This window comes from Paraburkholderia sp. J76 (assembly GCF_905220295.1).
Taxonomy (GTDB): Bacteria; Pseudomonadota; Gammaproteobacteria; order Burkholderiales; family Burkholderiaceae; genus Paraburkholderia.
In genome coordinates this window covers 1-23,807 of record NZ_CAJMZJ010000014.1, presented here as the reverse complement: position 1 = coordinate 23,807, position 23,807 = coordinate 1, and the positions used below count along the sequence as shown (strand labels likewise).

23 protein-coding genes and 1 riboswitch are annotated in these 23,807 nt (G+C 67.2%); of the genes, 5 read left to right on the top strand and 18 right to left on the bottom strand.

Annotation, left to right across the window (positions count from 1 at the left end; all coding sequences use genetic code 11):
- Positions 1-80 precede the first annotated feature (80 nt).
- Complete coding sequence (locus U5768_RS24170; protein ID WP_322032922.1) at positions 81-2,030, top strand: GGDEF domain-containing protein; 1,950 nt, start codon at positions 81-83, stop codon at positions 2,028-2,030.
- A 48-nt stretch (positions 2,031-2,078) separates the two neighbouring features.
- Complete coding sequence (locus tag U5768_RS24165) at positions 2,079-3,521, top strand: HDOD domain-containing protein (protein ID WP_322033088.1); 1,443 nt, start codon at positions 2,079-2,081, stop codon at positions 3,519-3,521.
- A gap of 49 nt (positions 3,522-3,570) precedes the next feature.
- Here the strand turns inward: U5768_RS24165 and U5768_RS24160 are convergent, their stop codons facing one another.
- The 14 genes from U5768_RS24160 to U5768_RS24095 all read right to left on the bottom strand — a co-directional run bounded on the left by U5768_RS24160 (position 3,571) and on the right by U5768_RS24095 (position 18,407).
- Entirely contained in the window at positions 3,571-4,956 is a 1,386-nt protein-coding gene (locus U5768_RS24160) for an EAL and HDOD domain-containing protein (RefSeq protein WP_322032921.1), read from the bottom strand.
- A 319-nt stretch (positions 4,957-5,275) separates the two neighbouring features.
- The gene (locus U5768_RS24155; protein ID WP_322032920.1) at positions 5,276-6,076 is read right to left on the bottom strand and encodes an ABC transporter substrate-binding protein; all 801 of its coding nucleotides are present in this window, start codon (positions 6,074-6,076) and stop codon (positions 5,276-5,278) included.
- Positions 6,077-6,295: 219 nt separating this feature from the next.
- The gene (astE, locus tag U5768_RS24150) at positions 6,296-7,348 is read right to left on the bottom strand and encodes a succinylglutamate desuccinylase (protein WP_322032919.1); all 1,053 of its coding nucleotides are present in this window, start codon (positions 7,346-7,348) and stop codon (positions 6,296-6,298) included.
- Positions 7,332-8,684 (bottom strand): N-succinylarginine dihydrolase, encoded by a 1,353-nt coding sequence (astB, locus tag U5768_RS24145; RefSeq protein ID WP_322032918.1) that lies wholly within the window; start codon positions 8,682-8,684, stop codon positions 7,332-7,334. Before astB ends, astE begins: the two co-directional genes overlap by 17 nt.
- A 9-nt stretch (positions 8,685-8,693) precedes the next feature.
- On the bottom strand, positions 8,694-10,157 hold the full coding sequence (gene astD, locus U5768_RS24140; protein ID WP_322032917.1) for a succinylglutamate-semialdehyde dehydrogenase: 1,464 nt from the start codon (positions 10,155-10,157) through the stop codon (positions 8,694-8,696).
- An 8-nt stretch (positions 10,158-10,165) separates the two neighbouring features.
- Positions 10,166-11,194, bottom strand: a complete 1,029-nt coding sequence (astA, locus tag U5768_RS24135; RefSeq protein ID WP_322032916.1) for an arginine N-succinyltransferase — start codon at positions 11,192-11,194, stop codon at positions 10,166-10,168.
- On the bottom strand, positions 11,191-12,285 hold the full coding sequence (aruF, locus tag U5768_RS24130; RefSeq protein ID WP_322032915.1) for an arginine/ornithine succinyltransferase subunit alpha: 1,095 nt from the start codon (positions 12,283-12,285) through the stop codon (positions 11,191-11,193). Before aruF ends, astA begins: the two co-directional genes overlap by 4 nt.
- 37 nt (positions 12,286-12,322) lie before the next feature.
- Positions 12,323-13,540, bottom strand: a complete 1,218-nt coding sequence (locus U5768_RS24125; RefSeq protein WP_322032914.1) for an aspartate aminotransferase family protein — start codon at positions 13,538-13,540, stop codon at positions 12,323-12,325.
- A 188-nt stretch (positions 13,541-13,728) separates the two neighbouring features.
- Entirely contained in the window at positions 13,729-14,700 is a 972-nt protein-coding gene (locus U5768_RS24120; RefSeq protein ID WP_322033087.1) for a GlxA family transcriptional regulator, read from the bottom strand.
- Positions 14,701-14,866: 166 nt separating this feature from the next.
- Entirely contained in the window at positions 14,867-15,658 is a 792-nt protein-coding gene (locus U5768_RS24115) for an ABC transporter ATP-binding protein (RefSeq protein ID WP_415913969.1), read from the bottom strand.
- Positions 15,659-15,686: 28 nt separating this feature from the next.
- The gene (locus tag U5768_RS24110; protein ID WP_322032912.1) at positions 15,687-16,400 is read right to left on the bottom strand and encodes an ABC transporter permease; all 714 of its coding nucleotides are present in this window, start codon (positions 16,398-16,400) and stop codon (positions 15,687-15,689) included.
- 13 nt (positions 16,401-16,413) lie between these two features.
- Positions 16,414-17,103 (bottom strand): histidine ABC transporter permease HisQ, encoded by a 690-nt coding sequence (locus tag U5768_RS24105; RefSeq protein WP_322032911.1) that lies wholly within the window; start codon positions 17,101-17,103, stop codon positions 16,414-16,416.
- A 319-nt stretch (positions 17,104-17,422) separates the two neighbouring features.
- Positions 17,423-18,175, bottom strand: coding sequence for a CbtA family protein (locus tag U5768_RS24100; protein WP_322032910.1), 753 nt, complete (start codon positions 18,173-18,175; stop codon positions 17,423-17,425).
- A gap of 13 nt (positions 18,176-18,188) precedes the next feature.
- Positions 18,189-18,407, bottom strand: coding sequence for a CbtB domain-containing protein (locus U5768_RS24095; RefSeq protein WP_322032909.1), 219 nt, complete (start codon positions 18,405-18,407; stop codon positions 18,189-18,191).
- A gap of 40 nt (positions 18,408-18,447) precedes the next feature.
- A riboswitch (cobalamin riboswitch) is annotated at positions 18,448-18,593 on the bottom strand.
- 68 nt (positions 18,594-18,661) lie between these two features.
- Between U5768_RS24095 and U5768_RS24090 the strand changes: the two genes are divergently transcribed.
- The 3 genes from U5768_RS24090 (at position 18,662) to U5768_RS24080 (ending at position 20,105) form a co-directional block, all read left to right on the top strand.
- Entirely contained in the window at positions 18,662-19,282 is a 621-nt protein-coding gene (locus tag U5768_RS24090) for a histidine phosphatase family protein (protein WP_322032908.1), read from the top strand.
- A gap of 132 nt (positions 19,283-19,414) precedes the next feature.
- The gene (locus tag U5768_RS24085; protein WP_322032907.1) at positions 19,415-19,759 is read left to right on the top strand and encodes an AbrB/MazE/SpoVT family DNA-binding domain-containing protein; all 345 of its coding nucleotides are present in this window, start codon (positions 19,415-19,417) and stop codon (positions 19,757-19,759) included.
- The gene (locus tag U5768_RS24080; protein ID WP_322032906.1) at positions 19,731-20,105 is read left to right on the top strand and encodes a type II toxin-antitoxin system PemK/MazF family toxin; all 375 of its coding nucleotides are present in this window, start codon (positions 19,731-19,733) and stop codon (positions 20,103-20,105) included. Before U5768_RS24085 ends, U5768_RS24080 begins: the two co-directional genes overlap by 29 nt.
- 15 nt (positions 20,106-20,120) lie before the next feature.
- On the opposite strand, the gene U5768_RS24075 is transcribed toward U5768_RS24080, so the two are convergent.
- The 4 genes from U5768_RS24075 to hpnK all read right to left on the bottom strand — a co-directional run.
- On the bottom strand, positions 20,121-21,158 hold the full coding sequence (locus U5768_RS24075; protein WP_322032905.1) for a patatin-like phospholipase family protein: 1,038 nt from the start codon (positions 21,156-21,158) through the stop codon (positions 20,121-20,123).
- 34 nt (positions 21,159-21,192) lie between these two features.
- On the bottom strand, positions 21,193-21,774 hold the full coding sequence (locus tag U5768_RS24070; protein WP_322032904.1) for a hypothetical protein: 582 nt from the start codon (positions 21,772-21,774) through the stop codon (positions 21,193-21,195).
- Positions 21,775-21,854: 80 nt separating this feature from the next.
- Entirely contained in the window at positions 21,855-22,934 is a 1,080-nt protein-coding gene (locus U5768_RS24065; RefSeq protein ID WP_322032903.1) for a lysylphosphatidylglycerol synthase domain-containing protein, read from the bottom strand.
- On the bottom strand, positions 22,931-23,807 hold an 877-nt coding region (gene hpnK, locus U5768_RS24060; protein ID WP_322032902.1), incomplete at its 5' end, for a hopanoid biosynthesis-associated protein HpnK. The genes U5768_RS24065 and hpnK, both read right to left, overlap by 4 nt.

The window sequence follows — 23,807 nt, the reverse complement described above, 5'->3', positions numbered from 1 at the left end:
TTGCTCTGATGGGCGGCTTTAGCCGGACACGGAAACCGGCCGGGACGCCACAGACAAACAAAGGGTTGCCAGCGACAGACATGGAAGCGAACAGGATCTCCGCGCCCCGCCAGGGCTGGTTGCGCACGGTCGTCGACCGGCTCTACGCGCTTGCCGGCCTGGGCAGCCATGCCGGCGACCCGCCCATGCCTCGCGACGCGCACGCGGCGCACGACGAAGGCGCCGCGCCGCTCGTGCCGCCCTCGCCCTCCTCGCCTCCCGTAGCCGGGCCCGATTACGCGGACGCCATTTCGCGCTCGTTCGAGAATACGGCAGCCGCGGTGGACTTCCTCGTGCACGTGGACGCCAACCTGCACTTTCTGTACGTCTCCGACGCGAGCCTGCGCTTCGCCGGCTATCACCGCGAATTCCTGCTCGGCGCCACGCTCGCCGACATCGTCACGCCCGAGCATCACGCGCGGCTCGAAGCGCTCGTCGCGCGCGCCGCGCACAGCGGCGCCGTGGAAAAAGACACGATCGATCTCGTCAAGGCGCTCACCTACCCGCTGCCCGTGGAGCTGCGCGTGCAGCGCGCCCACTACGGCGAGACGGGCGGCTTCGCCGTGGCGGGCTTCGACGTCTCCGGCTGGCAAGGCACCGAGGCCGCGCTCACCCACGCGCTCCATCACGATCCGCTCACGGGCCTGCCCAACCAGGCCGCGCTCGCGCCCGCCTTGCAGCGCGCTCAGGCCGACGCGGACCACTTCGGCGTACCGGTGGCGCTCCTGCTGCTCGACCTCGACGACTACCAGCGCGTGAATCGCGCGCTGGGCTACGACGCCGGCGACGAGTTGCTGCGCGAAACCGCGCGGCGCCTCACCCATCTCGCGCTGCAAGGCGAAATGATCGCGCGCATCGGCAGCGACGAGTTCGCCATCCTGATCACGCCGCAACGTCACGCCGCGCCCGACGAAGTGCGCGCCGCCGCCGAAGCGCTCGGCCGGCGTCTGCTCACGTCGATCCTCCAGCCGTACTCGTTTCGCAACCAGCCTGTGCATCTTTCGGCGAGCATCGGCATTGCGTTCCATCCGGACCAGCGGCCGGATGCATCGGTCGCGAGCGACGCCGATAACGGCGGCGAGAACAGCGCCGACGCCACGCCGCTCATCCGCCGCGCGGACCAGGCGCTCCAGCAGGCCAAGGCCATCGGTGGCAACACGCTCACGCTGCACGTGCCCGTCGACGACCCCACCGACGCCATGCGCCTGAAGCTGGAGTCGGACCTCTACGACGGTGTGCGCAACGGCGAATTCTCGCTACACTTCCAGCCCATCACGAGTAGCGCGTCGCGCGGCGTGGTCGGCGTGGAGGCGCTGATCCGCTGGCAACATCCATTGCACGGCCTCGTTCCGCCTTCAACATTTATTCCGCTTGCGGAATCCGTCGGCCTGATTAATTATCTCGGCAACTGGGTTTTGAAGGCCGCCTGTATGCAACTGACCCAATGGGACGAGCAAGGCATCGGGCTGCAGTACGTGGCGGTCAACGTCTCGCCCCAGCAGTTCCGCAATCCGCGTTTCAGGGAAAGTGTCGAGGAGGCCATCGAGCTGACCGGAGTCGATCCGCGCCGGCTCGTGTTCGAGATCACCGAAAGCCTGCTCATGCACGATCCGCAGCATGCGAAAACGCTGCTCGAAGAACTCACGTCGCTCGGCATTCGCTTCGCGGTGGACGACTTCGGCACGGGCTATTCGAGCCTTGCGTACCTGCAGCGCTTCCCGCTTTCGAAGCTGAAGATCGACCGGAGCTTCGTCGAGAACCTCATCACTTCGCGCAACGATCAGGCGATCGTGAACGCGGTGGTGGGGCTCGCGCGCACGCTCGATCTCGAACTGGTGGCCGAGGGCGTGGAAACGGAGGCGCAGCGCGAGCTGCTCACGAATATGGGTTGCGAGCACATCCAGGGATGGCTCGTCTGCAAGGCGCTGCCTTCGGAAGAATTGCAGCAGCGCTTCGTGTCGGGTGCATTGCACGTGCACGAGGTGCAATGATGCGGGCATCGCAAACAGCAGGGCTTTCGCGAAATTGACATGGTTCAGATGGTAAAGGCCGTCCTGCTAGACCGCTTGTGGGCCCGCATGAACGAACGCGGGGACTTCCCCTTGCTGTCGCAATCGCTGCGCACCACGGTCGCGGCGATGACCAACGACGACTACGATTTCAGCGCGCTCGTGAAGGTCGTGCTCTCGGATTTCGCGCTCACGCAGAAAGTGCTGCGGCTCGCGAATTCGGCCATGTACATGGCGTTCGGCGGCAACATCACGACCGTCACGCGCGCGTTGATGGTGCTCGGCATGGACGCCGTCGGCCATCTCGTCGTCGGCCTGAAGATCGTCGATCACTTCCACCACAGCGCGCCGCGCCGCATCGACGCCAAGCTCGAACTGAACCGCACCATGCTTTCCGGCTGCGTCGCGCGCAAGCTCACCGAGCACGGCGACCTGCGCGCGGGCGAAGAGGCCGTGGTCTGCACGCTCATGCGCCAGGTGGGCAAGCTCCTCGTGGTGTTCTATCTCGAACCCGAGTGGGACCAGATTCGCCGTGAAATCGAAGAAGGATCGAGCGACGACGAGGCGTGCCTCGACGTGCTCGGCGTGACCTTCGAGGAACTCGGCCTCGAAGCCGCCACGCGCTGGCGCCTGCCCGACACGATCCGCGCGGGCATGCGCCAGTACGACCCGGCCGACAAGGAACCGCGCGACGTGCAGTGGCTGCGCGCCATCACCAACTACTCGACCGAAGTGGCGCGCGTGCTGACCACGGCGGGCCTCACCGATGAGATGCGCGAGACGCATATCGCCGAGCTAGCGCAGCACTACGGCCGCGCGCTTTCGACCGACGCCGACGTGCTCGTGCAGATGAGCCTCGCGCTCGCCCGCGAGGAGGCCGAAGACGGCGTGATGCGCGAGATCGTCGAATTGCGCGCCAACGCCGACGCCATCGCGCGCGAGGCGCTCGATCCCGAAGCGCGCATCGCGGCCGGGGTCGAGGACCTGCGCGCCCTGCCCGCCGACAGCGCGCTCAGCACCGCCCTCACGCTCGCGACCGAAACCGTGCTCGCGGGCCTCGGTTTCGCGCGCAGCGTGGTGTTCGTGCGGCGCGGCGCGAACATGTTCGAGGCGCAGCACGGCTTCGGCCCGCACATGGGCGACGTGCTGCCCAAGCTCGCGTTCTCCGCGGCGTTCCAGCCCGACGTGTTCCACCTCGCCATCGCGAACAAGGTCGGCATCTTCATCGAGAATGCGCGCGACGCGAAGATTCTCGCGCGCCTGCCCGGCTGGTATCGATCGAGTTTCGAAGACGCGCGCGCGTTCGTCCTGCTGCCCGTGGGCGCGCCCGGCGTCGAGCCCGTTGCGCTGATGTACGGCGACTGGCTCGTGAACCAGGAGCCGCGCCGCATTTCGCAGAAAGAGATGAGCGCGTTGAACGATCTCGCGCAGCAACTCGCGCGCTTCTTCCACCACGCGCCGCAGACCGCCTGAGTTCGAACCGGGCGCGGCGCCGCGTTCCCTCGCGGCGCCCGCCTGCCCTTTAGTCTTCGATCCGCTCCAGCCCCTCGTCTTGCGCGTCGCGGCCCGACGTGCCGGCCCATTCCGCGGCCGTCAGCGAGAGGGCGGCGACCGTCGCGGCGTCGAGCGGCGCGAGTTCCGCGCACAGCGCATCCACCCGTTCCCAGTCCGCGCGCTCCAGCGCCTCGGAAAGTTCGAGCAGCCGCCCGAGCGCGCCCTCGCGCTTCACGATCGCCGTGCGGATCGGCTTGGCCAGCGTGAGCACTTCGAGCGTGCTTTCGAGCGGACCGCCGAACACCGCCTCGACGAACGAGAACACGCCCACGAGAAACGCCGCGTCTTCCTCTTCGAGATGCGCGTGCGCAAGCTGCGTCACGGCGACCTCCATGAAACGCGCGCGTGTCGCCACGAGTTGCAGCAGCGGGTCGTCTTCGGCGGCGATCTTGCGGCCGTCCGCGTAGAGCAGCAGTTGGGTCCAGCGCGCGATGGCGTTGGTGCCGGTCGCGTTGATCGCCTCGCGCAGCGTCGTCACCTTGCGGCCGATGTTCATGCTGCCCGAGTTGGCCAGCCGCATCAGATGCATCACGAGCACGGGATTGAGCTTCAGTTCGGCTTCCAGTTGCGCGACGGTGGGCTCGGCCGCAAGCAGATGCAGCAGGTTCAGCAGCGCCTGGCGCGGCGCGCTCGAGCGACGCGCGCCGCCATGCGGTTTCGCGAAAAAATAGCCCTGGAAGCGGTCGAAGCCGAGGTCGTGCGCGCGCTGATAGTCTTGCTGCGTCTCGACGCCCATCGCCACGAGCAGCTTGCCCGCCGACTTCATCACGCTCGCGAACTTCGGCAGCACCGCAGGCGCGATCTCGCGAATATCGATCTTGATGGCGTCCACATACGGCAGCAGTTTCGCCAGCGACTCATCGGCCTTCGAGACATGGTCGAGCGCGAAACGGTAGCGCCGACGGTGCAGCTCGACAAGCCGCGCGATCAAATCCGCGTCCGCGCCGATGCTCACGGGCAATTCGAGCATCGCGCGCTCGGGGCTCACACGCTGCAGGCTTTCGTGAAAAAGCGCTTCGCGCGTCATGTCGAGCCATGCGGGATGGCCTGCGAGCGAGCCGCGCAACGCGGGCGCGCCGAATGCCTTGAAGAGCGCAGCGCTCGCGGCGAAAGGCTGGGGAGTCAGGCCGGAGGCCCGGTCGTGGGCGGCGGCTTCGGCCTCTCGCTCGATGTCGGCGCGTTCGCGCCGGTCAACAAGGCGCGGCAGTGTTTCGAACGCGCAGAGCAGGCCGTCCCGGTCGAGCATCGGCTGACGCGCGAAATACACGTCGATGGGCGGCTCGGCATGTTCCGGCGACGGTGTGCTGCCCGCGACATCTGACGTCTGCGGCCGGTCTGCGGCGTTGAAGCTCATGGTGTCCCCCGCGCGGCGCCGCGCGCATGGCGGCACCCTGGTCCTGGTTTTTGGCATGCCGCAACCGTTTGCGCGACGCATACATGGCGCGCCGGATGCGGCACTTTCTTGTCGCAATTTTATCCTGGCAAGTAAGGCGCGGAAATGAAGTTCTGCCTCGTCGGCGGGATTTTTTGCGGTTTCCTGGGCGCGATAACGCTTGCCGGCGCGGCGTTGCCCTTCGACGCGCGAATGATTTAATACGTAATCCGAACCAAATGCGCGAAAAAAAACGCCGGCTGGATGTCGTCCAGCCGGCCGGTCTGCCTGCATCGGCGAGTTACTTGAGCACGACCTTCACGTCGAAGTACTTCGCTGCGATGCGGTCGAGCGTGCCGTCCGCCTTCAGATCCTTGAGCGCGCCGTTGAGCGCGGCCTTGAGCGCCGCGTCGTTCTTGCGCACGCCGTAGCCCACGCCTTCGCCGAGCAGTTTGGCGTCCACTACCTGCGGGCCCGCGAACGCGAAGGGGGCGCCCTGCGGCTTGTTCAGGAAGCCCTTGGAAGCGGCCTCGGCGTCGAGGAACGAAGCGTCGAGGCGGCCCGAAACGAGGTCCGCGTAAATCTGGTCCTGCGTCGGGTACGGCACGACGTCCACGCCCGCGGGCGCCCACTTCGCCTTCGCGTAGGTTTCCTGGATGGTGCCCTGCAGGACGCCCACGTGCTTGCCCTTGAGCGATTCCGGCGTAGGCTGCAGCGTGCTGCCCTTCTTCGCGATCATCTGGTTCGGAATCGCGTAGATCGGGTCCGTGAAGTCGATGACCTGGCGGCGCTGGTCCGTGATCGACATGTCGGAATTGATCGCGGCGAACTTGCGCGCCTGCAGCGCCGGGATCAGGCCGTCGAACGAGTTTTCCACCCACACGCACTTTGCCTTGAGCTTCGCGCAGACGGCATTGCCCACGTCGATGTCGAAGCCCTGCAGTTCGCCCGCGGGCGACTTCGACTCGAACGGCGCGTACGACGCCTCCAGGCCGAAGCGGATTTCCTTGATATCGGCGGCGTGCGCGGCGCCCGCCGCACCTGCCGTCATGGCGGCCGCGCAGAATGCGAGCGTCGCCAGCTTGTTCCAGTTCATCTTCATCAGTGTCTCTTTCCAGTCAGTTTGGGTGCGCCAACGTGCCCCGTTTGTGCAGCTTCCTGCTTCGATCTGCTGCTAAAAATCGGTATTCCGGCGCCGGCGCAGGATTGCTGCGCCAAGTCGCGGATCGATGGCGCGCACCGGGTATGGCGCGCCGCAGCAACCGCGAGGGCGCGATTGTACCGCGATGCCGCCCGCGCCCCGGCGCGCACCGGCACGCGCTCAAACGAGCACGCCTAACGTCTCGCGGGTGGTGTCGACGACCAGCAGACCCGCGCGCAAGCCCGGCTTCACGCCCGGATTCGGAAACACGATGCGCTCCTCGTCGTGCTGCACCACGTAGCGGTACGCGCCGTCCTCGGCCAGCACCTCGCCGCGCCGGAACGGCGTGAAGTTGGGCACGTCGGCGGCCACGTTGAGCTTGAGCGCGTCGCTCTGCTTCGTGATCTGGCCGATCACCGTGAAGATGCGTGGCATCTGCGCGCCCTTCGGCAGCGCCATCTCGCCCGCCACGAGACGGCGCACGGCGGCGTCGGCCCCCGCGAAGCGAGCCAGATCGTTCTGGCCGAACGGCCGCACCTTCCCCAGTTCGAGCGTGCACGCAAGCGCCCCGCACGTTTCGGCCGTGAACGACGAGAAGGTCGGGCCCCTCTCGGTGTGGATCAGCACGGCCGCGATGCGCGCGTCGGCGAGCCATTCGAGCATCGCGCGCGCGGGCGGCTCGCCCGTGTGCGGCAGCAGCGCGAACTGCTCGAATGCCGATGCGCGGATCGCCGTGTGCATGTCCAGATGCCAGCGCGCGAACGGCGCCCTGGCAGAACTCGCGGCCTTCGCGAAGAAACGCTGCGCCGCCGCTTCGAGCGCCACGGCGCGCGGCGCCTCGCGGCTTGCGGGCACGCGCGCATGGCGGCCGCCGAACAGGCGGTTGAGATCGTCGTCGAGATAGCGCTCGCCCGCGCGCATCGCGCCTGCGTTGCCGAGCACCGCGAGCACGCGGCAGGCGAGCGGCGCGCGGCCCGCAGCGATGTCGGCCACAAGCTGCGAGAGCAGTTCGATCGGCGCGGTTTCGTCGCCGTGCACGCCTGCCGAAAGCAGCACGCTGCGCGTCGTCTCTTCGACGCGTGCCGGTTCCAGTTCCAGCACGCCCTCGTCGATCCATTGCCAGCGCACGCCGTCCGCGCATTCGCCGCGCGCGGCTGCCGGCGTGGCCGGGCGCGTACCGGCTAGCGTGTACGCAAGAAAATCGGCGAGCGGGTGATCAGCGCTGGAAGTCATAGAGCGATCCGAGGCCGAGAATCTGCGTGAGTTCGTCCAGCGCCGTGCGCGACTCGGCGAGCAACGCCGGATCGGTCAGATCCTGCGGCGCGAGCCGGTCGCGGTAGTGGCGCTCGATCCAGCCGTCGAGGCGCGTGAAAAGCGCGTCGTTCATCCACACGCCGGGCGTCGTCGCCGCGCGCTCTTCTTCGGTCAGGACCACGCGCAAACGCAGGCACGCGGGGCCGCCGCCGTTCTTCATGCTTTCGCGCAGGTCGAACACCAGCACTTCGTCCACCGGCCCGCTGCTCGCGGCCAGTTCGTCGAGGTAGATCGCCACGTGCGGATTCTCGCGGCATTCCTGCGGCACGACGAGAATCTGCGTGCCATCGGCGCGGCTCAGCAACTGGCTGTTGAAGAGATACGACGACACCGCGTCGGCCACGCTCACGCGCGCTTCGGGCACTTCGATCACGTGGAACGGCGCGTCGTGCGCCGCGAGCTTCGCGCGCAGTTCGTCGTACACCGCTTTCTGATCGACGAACGCGCGCTCATGGCAAAACAGCGTACTGCGGTTGCCCACGGCGATCACGTCGTTATGGAACACGCCCGCATCGATCACATCGGGATTCTGCTGGGCGAACACGGTGCCCGCGTCGGTCAGGCCGTGGCGTTGCGCAACGGCGCGGCTCGCCTCGAACGTCTGGCGCGCCGGAAAGCGTTTGGGCTCCGGCCCGCGCCGGTACTCGCTGCGCCCATACACGAAGAACTCCACGCCGCGCTCGCCATACTGCGCGCCAAAACGCGTATGGTTGGCCGCGCCTTCGTCGCCGAGCGCGGGCGTTCCGGGCAACGCCTCGTGCACCACGAAATGCGCGGGGTTCGCGAACACCGTGGAGAGCGTTCGGCGCGTGGCCTCGTGTTCGATCGCGCGATGCAACTTGCTGCACAGGTTGGCGGGCGTGAAATGCACGCGCCGGTCGGGCGTATCCGCCGAGGGGCTCACCGTGGCCGCATTGGCAGTCCACATGGCCGACGCGGAGCTTGCCGCCGCGAGCAGCTCGGGCGCGTCCTTCGCGGCGCGCGCAATCGCTTCGGCATCCTTACCGCCGAAGCCCAGCTCACGCAGCAAGCGAATGGACGGCCGCTCCTGCGGCGGCAGCACGCCTTGCGCGAAGCCCAGGTCGGCGAGCCGCTTCATCTTGCGCAGGCCCTGCTGCGCCGCGGCGCGCGGGTTCGCCACGGACTTCTCGTTGTTCTGCGAGGCGACGTTGCCGAACGAGAGCCCGGCGTAGTTGTGCGTGGGCCCGACGAGTCCGTCGAAGTTGGCTTCGAGCGTAATACCAGGGGTTGTCATCGTCGTTCCTTAGAAATGAAGGCCCGGCGAAACGCTCGCGGGCATCTGCAGTTGCGCGCTTTCCACCGACGCCATCGGGTAGGCGCAGTAGTCGGCGGCGTAGTACGCGCTCGGCCGGTGATTGCCCGAGCGGCCCGCGCCGCCGAACGGCGCGCCGCTCGACGCCCCATTGGTCGGCCGGTTCCAGTTCACCACGCCCGCGCGAATCTCGCGCGTGAAGCGCTGCCACAGCGCTTCGTCGTCGGCGAGCAGGCCCGCCGAAAGACCGTACGCCGTGTTGTTGGCCTGCGCGATGGCGTCGTCGAAACCCGCGTAGCGGATGATCTGCGCGAGCGGCCCGAAGTGCTCTTCGTCGGGCAAGTCGGCCACGCCGGTCACGTCGAGAATCGCGGGGGTCACGAAGCCGAGCGCCGGGTCGCGCTGCGTCATCGGCAGCAACGCGCGCGCGCCGCGTTCGAGCAACTGCGTCTGCGCGCTCATCAGCTTCGCCGCCGCGCGCGCCGAGATCACGGCGCCCATGAACGGTTGCGGCTCGGCGTCGTACTCGCCCACCGCAATGCGCGAACTCACTTCGACGAAGCGCGCAAGGAAACGCTCGCCGAACGCGTCCGCCGGCACGAGAATGCGGCGCGCGCAGGTGCAGCGCTGCCCCGCCGAAAGAAACGCCGACTGGATCGCGTGATGCACGGCGGCGTCGATATCCTCGACCGGCGCCACGACGAGCGGATTATTGCCGCCCATCTCCAGCGCGAGCACGATCTCGGGCCGCCCGCCGAACTGGCGATGCAGCAGCGCGCCCGTGTCCGAACTGCCGGTGAAGAAGAGCCCGTCGATCTGCTTGTGATTCGCAAGCGCGACGCCGGTGTCGCGCTCGCCCTGCACGAGGTTGAGCACGCCCGCGGGCAAGCCCGCTTCGCGCCATATCTCGACCGTTGCGCGCGCAACTTCGGGCGCCAGCTCCGAGGGCTTGAACACGACAGTGTTGCCCGCGATCAGCGCCGGCACGATGTGGCCGTTGGGCAAATGGCCCGGGAAATTGTACGGACCGAACACGGCGACGACGCCATGCGGGCGATGACGCAGCACCGCCACGCCGTCTGCCATCGGCGCACGCTTCTCGCCGGTGCGCTCGCCGTAGGCGGTAATCGATATCGCCACCTTCGCGGCCATCGACGCCGCCTCGGTGCGCGCTTCCCAGAGCGGCTTGCCGGTCTCGCGGCCAATGGCCTGCGCGAGCGTTTCCTTCTTTTCGGCAACGAGCGCGGCGAAGCGCTTCACGATCTCGCAACGCGCTTCGAGCGGCGTTTGCGACCACGCGGCGAACGTGCGGCGCGCGGCGCTCACGGCACGATCGACATCGTCCGCGTTTGCGGCATTGCCGCTCCACACGGTTTCGCCGGTGCCCGGGTTGCGCGAAGCGAACGCCGGGCCAGAGGCCGCGCACCATTGTCCATCGATGTAAAGCTCGTTCATGGTCATCCTTATTTTTGCTTCGATGCGGGCCCAAGGACGCGCACCGGATCGCCCGCCGCGACGTTCAGCGCCGCCGCCTCTTTCTCGCTCAGCGTGAATACGCCGTCGTGCACCACGCCCGGCGCGAAACCCACGCGAAAATCGCCCAGCGACGTGTTGGAGACGAGCGAGCGCACGCCCTCTTCGGCGCGTGCTTCGCCGATTTCGACCGGCACCACGACGCTGTCGCGCACCGTGCGCAGATCGCCGATATGGCATTCGAGCACCGGACCCGCGTCGAAGATATCGACGTGATTCTCGTAGCGCAGCCCCTCGGCTTCGAGCATGCGGCGCGCGGGAATCGTGTCGGCATGCGTGAGGCCGACGCACGCCTGCGCTTCCTCGGGCAACAGTTCGACATACACGGGATAACGCGGCATCAGTTCCGCGAGGAACGATTTGCGTCCGTGCGAGCTGAGGTAGTCGGCGGCGTTGAAATCGATCTGGTAGAAGTGCGAACCAACTGCGCGCCAGAACGGCGACGTGCCTTGCGCGTCGAAGTGGCCGCGCAGTTCGGCGCACAGGCGCTCGGGAAAACGTTCGCGAAACTGCGCGATGAACATGAAGCGCGAGCGCGAAAGCAGCCCGCCCACGCCGCCCGTGCGAAAGCGCGGCGAGAGAAAGAGCGAACACACCTCGGCGTAGCCCGTGAGATCGTGCGAGATATTGAGCGCGCGCATGCGCGTCCAGATGCCCAGTTCCTGGCTCGCATGCACCACCGTGCTCACGCGGTAGTTGTAGAACGGCTGCTCCAGCCCAACGGCCGTTTCGATGCCGCATACGCCGGCCACGTCGCCCGTGGCCGTGTCCTCCATCACGAAGAAGTAGCCGGCCTCGCGCGATTCGGCCTCGCCCGCCAGCGTGCGCCGCGCGCGCTCGATGCGCGCCTTGAGCGCCTCGCGGTCGGGCTTGAAGGTGGTGAGGCCGGGGCCCGTTTCCTGGGCGAGCGCGACGAGCGCGTCCACGTCGCCCGTTTGCACGACGCGTACCACGATCATTGTGCGTCTCCCATGTATGCGTCGTCCTCTGTTTGCGAAGTGGCGCGATAAAGCGGCGCGCAGCGCACCGGTTCGCCTTCCTGCACGCCGAGCGCCGCGCGTGCGGCGGCGTCGAGCGGCGCGAAGCTTCGTTCTTTCGCGCCCGCGCCCGGCTCGCTCTGCGGCAGCGCCGCCAGCACGCAGCGGAATTCGCCCGCGCGCTGGCTCGCGACCAGATACGCCGCGCCTTCGCGATTCGTTGCGGGCGCAACTTCACGCGCGGTGCGCGTCTCGCTTCCGGCCACCGAGGCCGTGCGATCCACCTGGGCCGTGAGCACCGGACCCGCATCGAAAATATCGACGTAGCGGTCAGGCTCGAAGCCCTCTTCCAGATGAATTTCGTAAGCGAGCAACGCGCTCGGGTCGGGCTCGCCGAGCACGCGCTGCGCAGGCTCCGGCAGCAGCGGCACATAGAGCGGATAGGCCGGCATCACCTCGGCGATGAAGGTGCGGCTGCGGCCGCCCGAAGCCAGTTCGATGTCCTTGAAATCGCGCCCGAAGAACTTGCGCCCCACGGCTTCCCAGAAGGGCGACGCGCCCTTGTCGTCGGTCACGCCGAGCAGCAGCGTGAACACTTCCGGCGTGAAGCGCCGGCGATTCATCGCGACATACATCATGCGTGCGCGTGACATCAGATGCGCGGCTGCGTCGCCGCGCAGCGTCGGCTCGATATAAAAGCCCGCGAGACGGCTCTTGCCCGTGAGTTCGTGCGACATCGTGAGCGCGTGAATCTTGCGGTTCACATGCAATTCGCGCGACGCATGAATGAGCGCGTCGTTGCGAAACGCGTAGAACGGCTCGGCGTAGCCGGCCGCCGCCACGATGCTCGACGTGCCGACGAGACGCCCCGTGGCGGAATCTTCGAGCACGAATAGATAGAACTCCTCACCGGGGAAGTCCACGTCGGCGCGAAACGAATCTTCCGAAAGCGCGATGCGCGCTTCGAGCGCCGCGCGGTCGTGCGGCAGCGAGTGCAGTACCGGCTGCGCGGTGCGCGCCATATGGGCGATCGCGTCGAGATCGGAAAGCCTGGCGGGGCGAACGAATAGCATCGTCGGTCCTGTGTGTGCGGTTACGCGTGTGCCCGGATCAGCGTGCGCCGATCACGTCTGCGCAGGCCTGCTCGAAGCGTGCAAAGCCTTCGTCGAGGTCCGCTTCGGGAATGATGAGCGACGGCGCGAAGCGCAGCACGTCGGGCCCGGCAATCAGCATCATCACGCCGCGATTCGCCGCCGCCGCGTTGAAATCCTTGGCGCGGCCCGCAAAGCGCGCATTCAGTTCGGCGCCGATCAAGAGGCCCTTGCCGCGCACTTCCTTGAACATATCGAAGCGCTCGTTGAGCTTCGCGAGCTTGCCGCGAATCGCTTCGCCGCGCGCACGCACGCCCGCCAGCAGCGCCGGATCGCTCACGAGTTCGACCACCTTGCCCGCAATCGCCGCACCGAGCGGATTGCCGCCATAGGTCGTGCCGTGCACGCCCACCTTGAAGTGCGCGGCAATCGCTTCGGTCGTGAGCATCGCGCCGATCGGGAAGCCGTTGCCGAGCGCCTTGGCCGTCGTGAGAATGTCGGGCGTGACGCCGGTATCTTCGTACGCATAGAAGCGGCCCGTGCGACCCACGCCCGTTTGCACCTCGTCGAAAATCAGCAGCGCGCCGTGCGCGTCGCACGCTTCGCGCAGCGCGCGCAGGAACGCGGGATCGGCGGGAATCACGCCGCCTTCGCCCTGCACCGGCTCGACGATCACGGCGCAGGTCTGCGCGCCGATGGCGCGCTTCGCCGCTTCGATGTCGTTGTACGGCAGATGCGTGATGCCGCCTGGCACGGGGCCGAAGCCTTCCGAATACTTGGGCTGCCCGCCCACGCTCACGGTGAAGAACGTGCGGCCATGGAACGACTGCGTGAACGACACGATCCCGGACTTGTCCGCGCCGTGCCGATCGAACGCCACGCGGCGCGCGAGTTTGAGCGCCGCCTCGTTGGCTTCGGCGCCCGAGTTCGCGAAGAACGCGCGGTCGGCGAACGTGAGCGCTTCGAGCTGGCGCGCGAGGCGCAGCACCGGCTCGTTGGTGTAGCCGTTGCCGATGTGCCAGAGCTTGCCGCCCTGCTCATGGAGCACCTTGAGCAACTCAGGGTGCGCATGGCCGAGCGAGGTCACGGCGATGCCGCACGCAAAGTCGATGTAGTCGCGACCCTCGGTGTCCCACACGCGCGAGCCGACACCGCGGTCCGGCACGAACGGCGCGGGCGAGAAACACGGCACCATCACTTCGTCGAAGGTCTTGCGGCTCACAGTCTGGTCGTTCATGGCGGTTCCTCTGGTTTCCTTAGTCCGCGGTGCGGGTCGAATTCGGGGTCGATGCGTCGGGGCGCAGCCCTTTCGCGTCAGCTAGATGCAGTGTAGGCAAGTCGGCCTCAATCGTCTTGCGCAGGCGCGACGCGTTCTTTCGTGTGGAACCTGCAAGATCGAGACGACACGCCGCAGCGCGCGCCGGCTTACCGGACTTCCGGCGGCTCGACGAGCGCGCCCACGCGCGGTTCGGCGGCGGCCCCGCCATGCTGGCGCTCGATCCAGTTGCGGCGATCCTCGCGCGGCGTCACGCCGAAACGCTCGCGGTACGCATTCGAAAAATGCGCCGCCGACGCAAACCCGCACGCAAGACTGATCTGCACCACGGACTTGCTGGTGCGCTGCAACTGCGAGCGCGCCTTGGCGAGGCGCAAACCCAGGTAGTACTTGGACGGCATCGCGCCGAGGTACTGGCGAAAAAGCCGTTCGAGCTGGCGCCGCGACACGCCTACGAGATTCGCGATGTCGTCGGTCGTGAGCGGGTCCTCGATATTCGCTTCCATCAGCTTGAGCGCGTCGTTCAGGCGCGGATGCCGCTCGCCGGGCGCGGTCACGAACGGAATGCGCTGACGCTCGTCGCCGCTGCGCAGCGTGCTTGCGCCGAGCGCATCGGCGATACGTTCGGCGAGTTCCGCCCCGTGGTCGCGGCCGATCATCGCGAGCATGAAATCGAGCGTGGCCTGGCCGCCCGAGCAGGTGGCGCGGTCGCGGTCGATTTCGTAGATGTGCTGCGTGACGATGGTGCGCTCGAACTGCTCGGCGAACTGCTGGAATGTTTCCCAGTTCGCGGCCACGCGATAGCCCTGCAACTGCCCCGCCATCGCGAGCCACCAGATGCCGTGGTGGATGCCCGAGACGAGCGGCGTGCGCTGCCCCACGCGCGCGAGGCTCGCGAGAAAGAGCCGGTAGTCGGCGAACTGCTGGTAGCGCTCGGTCACGACGATGAGCCAGTCGGCGGAAACCGCGTCGCCGAATGCGCAGTCGGCGGGCCACTGCGCGCCACCCGCGAGCGGCACGGGGCGGCCGTTCCACGAGCACATCTGCCAGCGGTACAGCGCCCGGCCGTCGATCTCGTTGGCGAGATTGAGCGCGTCGACGATCGGGCCCACGCCCGACATCGAAACGGGCGGGAGCGCGACGATCGCGACCTGAGTGGTGCGCCCGGCGCGCGCGAGCGGCGCCTGGCCGCCGGGCGCGGCGGCAGCGCCCGAAACGGAAGAGGAAGCGGAAGGGGGAACGCTGGAACGAACCATCGGCAAGACGAGGCGCGGGAAAAAGCGCCGCTTACTTGAGGCTGCCCGAGAGGAACTGGCGCAGTCGGTCGCTCTTCGGCGCGCCGAGCACATCGCCTGGTGTGCCCTCCTCCTCCGTGCGGCCCTGATGCAGGAACATCACATGATTCGAGACGTTGCGCGCAAAGCCCATTTCGTGCGTCACGACGATCATCGTGCGGCCTTCTTCGGCAAGCTTTTGCATGACCTTGAGCACTTCGCCCACGAGTTCGGGGTCGAGCGCCGAAGTCGGCTCGTCGAACAGCATGACGTCCGGGTGCATGGCAAGCGCGCGCGCAATCGCCACGCGCTGCTGCTGGCCGCCCGAAAGATGCGAGGGATATTGCTTCTCCACGCGCGGCGCGAGCCCCACTTTCTCCAGATACTGCCGCGCGCGGTCCTCGGCTTCCTTGCGCGGCACGCCCAGCACGTGCAGGGGCGCTTCCATCACGTTCTCGAGCACGTTCATGTGCGACCAGAGGTTGAAGTGCTGGAACACCATCGCGAGCTTCGTGCGGATGCGCTGCAACTGCTTGTGGTCGGCCACGTCCAGGTCGCCGTTGCGGCCCGCCTTCGTGCGCACGGCCTCGCCGTCCACGACGATCTCGCCCGCGTTCGGCTTCTCCAGAAAATTGATGCAACGCAGGAACGTGCTCTTGCCCGAGCCGCTCGCGCCGATGATGCTGATCACGTCGCCCTTCTTCGCGTCGAGCGAGACGCCCTTGAGCACCTCGTTGTCGCCGTAGCGCTTGTGGATGTCGCGCGCGACGAGCTTGCTATCGGAGGATTGCGTCTGAGCCAAGATGGTCTCCAGTTTCCAGTGTTCCGGTGAATCAGCGGCTGCGCACGGCGAGATGGCCGAGCCAGCGTTTTTCGGCGCGGCGAAACGCGGCCACCAGCACGAACGATACCGCACAGTAGATCAGCGCCGCGAGGCCGAACGACTCGAACGAGCGGTAAGTCGCCGAATTGGCGTCGCGCGCAACCTTGAGAATGTCGGGCACCGTCGCCGTGAACGCCACCGTGGTCGCGTGCAGCATCAGGATCACTTCGTTACTGTACAGCGGCAATGCGCGGCGCAGCGCCGAAGGCAAAACCACGCGCCAGTACATCGTGAACGGACTCATGCCGTAGGCGCGCGCCGCTTCCACTTCGCCGTGCGAGGTGGCGCGAATCGCGCCCGCGAAAATCTCCGTCGTGTATGCGCAGGTGTTGAGCGCGAACGCGAGCACCGCGCAGTTCAGGCCGCTGCGAAAGAACGCGTCGAGAAGCGGCTCCGAACGGATGAACGCGAGACTGTACACGCCCGTGTAGATGAGCAGCAACTGCACGTAGAGCGGCGTGCCGCGAAACACGTAGGTGTAGAAGCGCACGGGCATCGACAGCCAGCGGCGGCTCGACACGCGCGCGACGGCGAGCGGCACCGCGCACACGAAGCCGAACGCCACGGAGATCACGAGCAGCCACAGCGTCATCGCGAGGCCGGAGACATGCTCGCCGTCCCAGTAGAGGAACGCGCGACCGAATTGCTGGATGATTTCGTTCATGGCGGCGTTTTCCTCAGAGTTGCGCGTGCCGCACGCCGACCGAATAGCGGCGTTCGAGCCAGACGAGCGCGAAGTTCGAGAGCGTGGTGATCGCGAGATAGATGAGCGCTGCGATCACGAGGAAGAAGAACAGGTTGAAGGTGCTGCGGCCCGCGTCCTGGGCGGCCTTCACGACGTCGGCGAGACCGATGATCGAGACGAGCGCCGTCGCCTTCACGAGCACCTGCCAGTTGTTGCCGATGCCCGGCAGCGCGAAACGCATCATCTGCGGGAAGAGGATGCGGGCGAACACGCGCGCGCCGCTCATGCCATAGGCGTGGCCCGCTTCGAGCTGGCCGCGCGGCACCGCGAGAAACGCGCCGCGAAAGGTTTCGGTGAAGTACGCGCCGTAGATGAAGCCGAGCGTGACGACGCCGGCCACGAACGGATCGATGTCGATCTGCGCCATGCCGAGCGCGTCAGTGGCCTCGTTCACGCCGATCTGGATGCTGTAGAAGAGCAGCAGCATCAGCACGAGGTCGGGCACCGAGCGGATCAGCGTAGTGTAGGCCGTGGCCACCGCGGCGAGCGGCCGGTTGAACGAGAGCTTCGCCGCCGCGCCCGCGAGGCCGAGCAACACGGCCGCGCCGAGCGAGAGGAGCGAAAGTTCGATGGTCTGGATCGTGCCGGCGAGCAGCACCGGGCCATAGCCGTAAAGGATCACGCGCGTCTCCGGATCAAATCGTTTTATCGTTTTCAGGCGGCCTCGCGCGGCCCATGAGCGCCGCGCAAACCGATGAACTGGCGCGGATCGTCTCAGTGCAAAAGTGATTGCTCAAACCTGCGCGGCGCGGATATTGCAGTGCAGCATTGCCCGGCCGCCCAGGCAGGCGTGCGAGTGCGGCCCGCGCAGCCGCGGGCGCGATGCATTTGAAAGGCGAAAAAAAACGCCCCGGCAAGCGGGGCGCGTGGAGCATTTACGCAAGTTTGGGGTCGCTTTTTCGATAGCCGCGTAGAGGAACGACCCGGCGACCCCGCAGCGCTTAGGCGGCGCGCGTTTGCGTGGCGCGCGCGCTGCCCGCGCGCGCGTTCGCGCCGAGCAGCTTTTCGGCGAGCGCGCCGAACAGCAGGCCGATGGTGGTCCAGAGAATGATCTGCATGCCGATCGACACCGTGCGGAACTTCCACAGCAGCACGGCCGGGAAGGCGGCGGGCACCTCGTTGATCGTCGGTAGCGCAAGCTGAACCGCGCCGATCACGACGACGAACAGCACGAGCGCCACGATCGATGCGTTCCAGACGCCAAGGCGCGGCACGAACGCGGCGCGCACCTTGAGCGAGAACACCGACACGGCGATCGAGATCGCGATCATCAGGAAGAAGAGCCCGGTGCGATAGCCGATCGTCTCCGGGTCGCCGACAGAGGGCGGATTCGCCGGATACTTGATGTTCGGCACCATGTAGATCGCGACGAACGCGGCGAGCGCGAGCCAGACCGAGAGCGCGCGCGGCGAAAGACGCCCCACGCGGCCATTCGCATACGCGAAGACGAGCGCAAAGAGGCCGCCGATCGACGCGCCATAGACCATCACGCCCGTGAAGAGCCCGATGCTCGCCTGGGTCTTGCGGCTCACGATTTCGGGATCGGGCGCCTCGCCCTTCGCGGCGTCGAGCTTTTCCTCGAAGGAAATCGCCTGATCGACCTGGGGCTCGCCCGCGATCTTCGCGAAGCCGAACGTAAGAAGTCCCGCGGCGATGCCCGCGAGCATGCCGCGTACCAGCAACTTGCCAACCATGTTCAGCTCCCGGTCAGTGGCAGGGAAAGCCGAGCAGATGGCGGCCGTCGTGAACGAATTCGTGGACGTACATGCCCGGCACAAGCGAGGTTGCGCCTTCTTCGGCGCCCACGAAGTACAGGGCCAGCAGCAGCATGAGGCCGCCGAAGATCGCCCAGGGCAGAATCTCCCGCAGGGGAATGGGCGCCGGCGCGGCCGGTGCGTGCTGCAAGGGGAATGAGGTTTCGGACATGCTGACAGCTCCTGGGGTTACGCGCCCCGCCTGGTCGTTGAAAGAGAGGTACACGACGCGCAGGTCTGACTCCCGTTGCCTCGATTGAATCGACGGCAACCAGTTACAGTGGCGCGACCGCGCCGGACTTGCACCGGCTTCCGCGTGTCGTGGAGCCTGTATTCTACGCGCTGCAACGGCTGGCCGCGGACCGGATGCCGCCCTGAAGCCGGCCAGGAATGTCAGCCACGCAGACGCGATGCGTAAGGAAAAGTATGCCGACGACAGTCTGGCTGGTGAGTCACGCGGCGAATGCCGCGCTGCGCGCGGGAACGTTCCCGCGCGCACCCGTAGCGGGCGATGACGCGGACGAAGCGCTCGACGCGCGATCGATCGAGGCGCTCGCCGCATGGCGCGAGCGCTGGAGCGCACGCCTGCTCCGCGGCGAGCGCGATGGCGAGGCGCCGCGAGCGCTGACGAGTCCTGCGGCAATCGCGCGAGCGAGCGCACACGCGACGGGCTTCGCCGCGGCGGCGTCATGCAACGCGCTCGCCGACACCGTCTTCGGCGCGTGGCAAGGCAAACGCCTCGCGGATCTTGCACGGGAGGCACCCGAAGCACTTGAGGCCTGGACGCGCGATCCAAGCTTCAGGCCGCCTGGAGGCGGCGAATCGTTCGACGATGTCCGCGCGCGCGTCGGCGCCTGGCTCGATGCGATGCCCGAAGCCGGACCGGACCTGATCGCCTTCACGCACTCGAGCGTGATGCGCGCGGCGATCCTTCATGCGCTGGGCGCGCCGTCGGCGAGTTTTCGCGCAATCGAAATCGCGCCGCTTCGCGTGGCGGCGCTACGCCGCGCCCAGCACGGCTGGGTTTGGCTCGCGGCAAGGGACTGAGGAAAATGGCAGCCGCACTCCTTGATCTCCATACCTGCGCCGCGCACATTGCACGTAGCAACACGTTGACACATACTCATTCGAAGCCTAGCATCGGACTGTATCAACCACGTAGATACACCGAGGTCAGGTATGGACATCAAACTCAGTGGAATGTTGGCCAAACGGCTAATTCAGTACGAGGACGAAATGGCGATACAAACCCTGAAGCGTTGGGGAAACAGCCTTGCGGTGCGCATTCCGGCCAGTCTTGCCAGCAAACTCGGATTGGCGGAGGGGCAGGAAGTCGAGGTGGAAGTCGAAGATGGGTCGCTCACGGTTCGCCCGCACACGGCGATCCGGCGCTTTTCGCGCGAGCGCTATTTGCAGCAGTTGCGCGAAAGGAAGCTCGAGGCGCACCCGCTCGTCGACTTCGGCCGGCCGCAAGGGACCGAAATCGGCGGACCCGATGACCCCACGCGTTTCGACCTATGGTAAGGAACGCATGAAGAACGGCACACCGGAAGCAGGCGACATCCTCTGGCTCAACGTCGGGCCGGGCGCGGGCAGCGAGCAGGACGGCTATCGCCCTGCCCTCGTCCTCACCGACGCCGAGTTCAACGAACTCACCACCCGCTTTGTCGGGCTGCCCATCACCAGCACCATTCACGGCTGGGAGTCGGAAATCCCCATTAGCGGCCTTTCCCGGCCCTGCGTGGCGATGGCCGACCAGATCACCACGCTGTCGCTCGCGGGCAGGATCTGGCGGCACAAGGGAGAATCGGCAACCGCCGAAGAGCTGGAGGCGGCGAAATTCGCCGTCGCCGGCATTCTGGACTTGTAGCGCAACGCGTCGGGCCTAATCCAGGCCCAACTGCGCCTTGATGGCCGGCATCATGTACTGCACGGCCGCGCGCCCTTCTTCGATGGCGGGCCCGGCGCGATGAAAGTCGAAGATGCCCATGCCGCCCAGGCGCGGCTGGATCAGCACGTCGGCAGGCTCGCCCGCGAGGCGGCTGCGCGTAATGCGCACCTGCATGATGTCGATGCTCTGCGCCACCGAACTCAACACCGAAGGCACGCGCGTGCTGGGCGGCGGCGCCACGCGCACGTCAGGGCCGCCGGCCGCCCCGGGGCCGGCCGGCTGCAACCAGCGCGGAAAACGCTTGCCGTTGCGGCGTCGCAGCGGCTCAGGTGCCGCTTCGGCGCCGACGGTACCATCGGCACCGTCGGCTACCGTGCCGAGCGCCCTCGCGGCCGCGGCCGCGTCGCTCGCCTCCACGGGCAACTCGCGCGGCATCGTGTCGATCGCGCCGCCCAGGTCGCGGCCGTTGAGAATGTCGTGATTGAGGTCGATGGCGATTACGGTGTCGGCGCGCATCGCGCGCGCGGCGGAAACGGGCACCGGGTTGCTCAGGCCGCCGTCCACGAGCCACACGCCGTCATGCCAGATCGGCGTGAAGATGCCGGGAATCGCGATCGAGGCGCGCACGGCGTCCACCACGCCGCCTTCGCGCAGCCAGACTTCGCGGCCCGTGTCGAGTTCGGTGGCGACCGCCGTGAAAGGCAGCCCCAGGTCATCGATCGAGCGGCCGTTGAACTGGTGCGCGAAAAGTTCGATCACCTTGCGCCCGCCGAGCAGGCCGCCCGAGAAACGCAGGTCGAGCAAACGCACCACGGTCTGCCAGGTGAGCTTGCCCACCCAGTCTTCGAGCCAGTCGAGATCGCCGTTCGCGTACACCGCGCCCACCAGCGCGCCGATCGACGTGCCGCACACCACGTCGGGCTTGATGCCCGCTTCCTCCAGCGCGCGAATCGCGCCAATATGCGCCCAGCCGCGCGCCGCGCCCCCGCCGAGCACGAGCCCCACACGCTTGGGCCGTCGCCGGTTCATCATGCGCGCCTCCTTGCGTGTGCTTGAGTCAACCGGTTCAGTGCCCGCGAATGATGTCCGAGCGCGAGGTCGTCGTGACCCGCCCGTCCGGTCCGAAATGCACGTTGAAATACGCTTCGGGCGTCACGCCCCCTTCCAGCCACTTCCAGCTCCACACCGTCTCCTTCTTCAAGCGGTAGCCGGCCACCTGGCCCGGCCTGCCGAGCAGCCGCCGCACTTCGTCCTCACTCATGCCGACGCGGATCTTCGCGAAGTTTTCCGCCGTGAGCGCCTGGGTAATGGCCACGAGCCGCCCGTTCGGCCCGATGTCGACCATCCACGTCTTGAGGCCCTGCGGGCCGCGCGGATACTCGAGCCGGCGCGAGCCGTCGTCGAACACGCGTTCGGTTTCGGGCTTGCCCATTTGCTCGCGCACCTGTTCGAGCGTGGAAACGCCGGGCGTGAGCCCTTTGAGCAGCAGCGCATCGGGCTTCACCGAATCGAAGAACGCCTTGAATCCCTGCCGGATGGTGTCGAGCATGGCATCGATCTGGCGATCGTCGCAGCCGGAAAGCGTGAACGCCGCCATGGCGGCGCACGCGAGCGCGAGCGAACGCGTAAATGAAAACGTGGGCTTCATGTCCTTGCTAACGCATCAGCATGGGCTTGCGTCTACACGCGCCTGAAACGCCCGCGTATCGACATGCCCACAATGTACCGTCAATGATGCTGATCGTGCTGTGAGTCACGCTCCGAGCGCGCCGGTACGCTCGCCACGAAAGGCAGCGTATCTCGCGACGGCGCGCGAGACTGTGCGCCGCGACGCAATGCGCGACGCGCACGAACGATTTCCGCGGCCTGCCACGTCAGCAGCGCGAGCACGCCGAACACGATTTCGCGCATGCGCTTGACGAGCGCGAGCGAAAACGCGACGTCCTGGCTCACGCCAAAGAGTTGCGCGAGCAACACCACGGCGACTTCCTGCACGCCGAGACCGGCAGGCACCATGAAAGCGGCGTGGCGCACGGCCTGGGTAATGGCCTCGATGGCGAGCGCGTCGCCCGCCGGGACCGGATGGCCGAGCAGCGCGAGCGCCCACCACGTCTCGAACGCGCCGAGCATGTAACCGGCAAGCTGCCAGAAGAAGGCGCGAAACATGAGACCGGTGCGCGACATCAGCGCGTCGAGATCGGCGTCGAGCTGTTTGCCGTCCAGGCCGGACATGAGCGGGTTTTTTGCGCCGAGCAGACGGCCTGCCCAGCGCTCGATCGCGTGAAACACACCGCCGCGACGCAGCAGGAGCACGGCGAGCACGGGCAGCGGCGCCGAGAGCACGAGCGCGAGTGCGATCGTGACGATGGTGCGCAGCGAACCGCCGTCGCCGGTCGCAGCAACGATCAGCACGACGCCGAGCGCCGAGAACGCGTACTGAACGGCAATAGTAACGAACACCTCGACGATCACCGATGCCGTCACCTCGCTCGCATTACGCACCTTCCAGCGCGCGAGGCGAATGCCGACCAGTTCGCCGCCCACGCCGACCACGGGCAGCAACCGGTTCACGGCCTCGCGCACCGTCGCGGTCCACCAGAGGAAAGCGAGCGGCGCGCGCTTGTCGAGCAGGAGGCGCCATGCGTGCGCGTCGAGCAGAAGCGGCAGCGCGTGGAACGGCACGAGCCAGAGCAGCATGGGGCCCGCCGTGCCGATCACGCGCAGCACGTCGTGCGCGCCGTTATGGACGACGAGACCGATCAGGATGGCGATGCCGACCGGCAGGCCCAGCCATTGCAGCCACTTCATGACCCCTGCGCCTCGCGGCCGTCCAATGTGGCGCACGCGCAGCCCGAAGCCGCGCCGAAGAACACGTCCGTGAAGCCGCCACGACGCACGCCCGACTGCGCGAGCGCCGCGGCCACGCGCGGCGAGATCAGCGCGCCGAATTCGTCGGCGTGGCGATACGTCTGCATCGAAGCCGTGATGGGGCCTTCGTGCGTTTCGCCGGCAAGCGCCGGATGGCAGTAGATTTCGCCCACGCCCCGCGCGGGCAGATGCGCGAGCGCGTCGAGCATGGCGGCCTCATCCATGGCGCCTGTCTTTGCGATGCCGACCACGTAGTCGTTGTGCGCGACGCCGGCACGCCCGAGACGCGCGCGCACGAGCGCGAGCCACGGCTTCAGCGCGAACGGCGCACCGGCTTCGAGCGGCAGACGCATCGCGCGCAAACCATAGTCGCGGCCAATCTCGAGGATCAGCGAAAGCACCGTGGGATGCAGATGAAAATGCTTGTGCGTGTTCACGTGATCGAGCGCGAGCCCGGTCGCCGCGAATGCCTCGAACTGCGCGCGAATCTCCTTCGCGAGCTGCCTGCGCACGTGCGGCAGGAAGAAGAAGCGCACGCCGTCGCGGACCATGTTGTCGCCGAAACGTCCGTGCTCATTCACTAACGCCGGAATCTGCGCGCGCGGCAGCGTCGCCGCGCCATCGGCCAGCACCAGATGCAGCCCGACACGCAAACCCGGCGTGCGGCGCGCGCGCGCCACGGCGTCGGGCGCGGCGGGCGCGGCCACCATCAGGCTCGCGCAGTCGAGCACGCCCTCGCGATGCGCCCGCTCCACCGCCGCATTGACACGCTCGTGCAGGCCAAAGTCGTCGGCGGTAAAGATGAGCGCGCGC

Excerpts from the sequence above, each read along its gene's own strand:
- U5768_RS24170 (WP_322032922.1), top strand. The coding sequence starts at position 81 with ATGGAAGCGAACAGGATCTCCGCGCCCCGCCAGGGCTGGTTGCGCACG.
- U5768_RS24165 (WP_322033088.1), top strand. The coding sequence starts at position 2,079 with ATGGTAAAGGCCGTCCTGCTAGACCGCTTGTGGGCCCGCATGAACGAA.
- U5768_RS24160 (WP_322032921.1), bottom strand. The coding sequence starts at position 4,956 with ATGAGCTTCAACGCCGCAGACCGGCCGCAGACGTCAGATGTCGCGGGC.
- U5768_RS24155 (WP_322032920.1), bottom strand. The coding sequence starts at position 6,076 with ATGAAGATGAACTGGAACAAGCTGGCGACGCTCGCATTCTGCGCGGCC.
- astE (WP_322032919.1), bottom strand. The coding sequence starts at position 7,348 with ATGACTTCCAGCGCTGATCACCCGCTCGCCGATTTTCTTGCGTACACG.
- astB (WP_322032918.1), bottom strand. The coding sequence starts at position 8,684 with ATGACAACCCCTGGTATTACGCTCGAAGCCAACTTCGACGGACTCGTC.
- astD (WP_322032917.1), bottom strand. The coding sequence starts at position 10,157 with ATGAACGAGCTTTACATCGATGGACAATGGTGCGCGGCCTCTGGCCCG.
- astA (WP_322032916.1), bottom strand. The coding sequence starts at position 11,194 with ATGATCGTGGTACGCGTCGTGCAAACGGGCGACGTGGACGCGCTCGTC.
- aruF (WP_322032915.1), bottom strand. The coding sequence starts at position 12,285 with ATGCTATTCGTTCGCCCCGCCAGGCTTTCCGATCTCGACGCGATCGCC.
- U5768_RS24125 (WP_322032914.1), bottom strand. The coding sequence starts at position 13,540 with ATGAACGACCAGACTGTGAGCCGCAAGACCTTCGACGAAGTGATGGTG.
- U5768_RS24120 (WP_322033087.1), bottom strand. The coding sequence starts at position 14,700 with ATGTCGGGCGTGGGCCCGATCGTCGACGCGCTCAATCTCGCCAACGAG.
- U5768_RS24110 (WP_322032912.1), bottom strand. The coding sequence starts at position 16,400 with ATGAACGAAATCATCCAGCAATTCGGTCGCGCGTTCCTCTACTGGGAC.
- U5768_RS24100 (WP_322032910.1), bottom strand. The coding sequence starts at position 18,175 with ATGGTTGGCAAGTTGCTGGTACGCGGCATGCTCGCGGGCATCGCCGCG.
- U5768_RS24095 (WP_322032909.1), bottom strand. The coding sequence starts at position 18,407 with ATGTCCGAAACCTCATTCCCCTTGCAGCACGCACCGGCCGCGCCGGCG.
- U5768_RS24090 (WP_322032908.1), top strand. The coding sequence starts at position 18,662 with ATGCCGACGACAGTCTGGCTGGTGAGTCACGCGGCGAATGCCGCGCTG.
- U5768_RS24085 (WP_322032907.1), top strand. The coding sequence starts at position 19,415 with ATGGACATCAAACTCAGTGGAATGTTGGCCAAACGGCTAATTCAGTAC.
- U5768_RS24080 (WP_322032906.1), top strand. The coding sequence starts at position 19,731 with ATGACCCCACGCGTTTCGACCTATGGTAAGGAACGCATGAAGAACGGC.
- U5768_RS24075 (WP_322032905.1), bottom strand. The coding sequence starts at position 21,158 with ATGATGAACCGGCGACGGCCCAAGCGTGTGGGGCTCGTGCTCGGCGGG.
- U5768_RS24070 (WP_322032904.1), bottom strand. The coding sequence starts at position 21,774 with ATGAAGCCCACGTTTTCATTTACGCGTTCGCTCGCGCTCGCGTGCGCC.
- U5768_RS24065 (WP_322032903.1), bottom strand. The coding sequence starts at position 22,934 with ATGAAGTGGCTGCAATGGCTGGGCCTGCCGGTCGGCATCGCCATCCTG.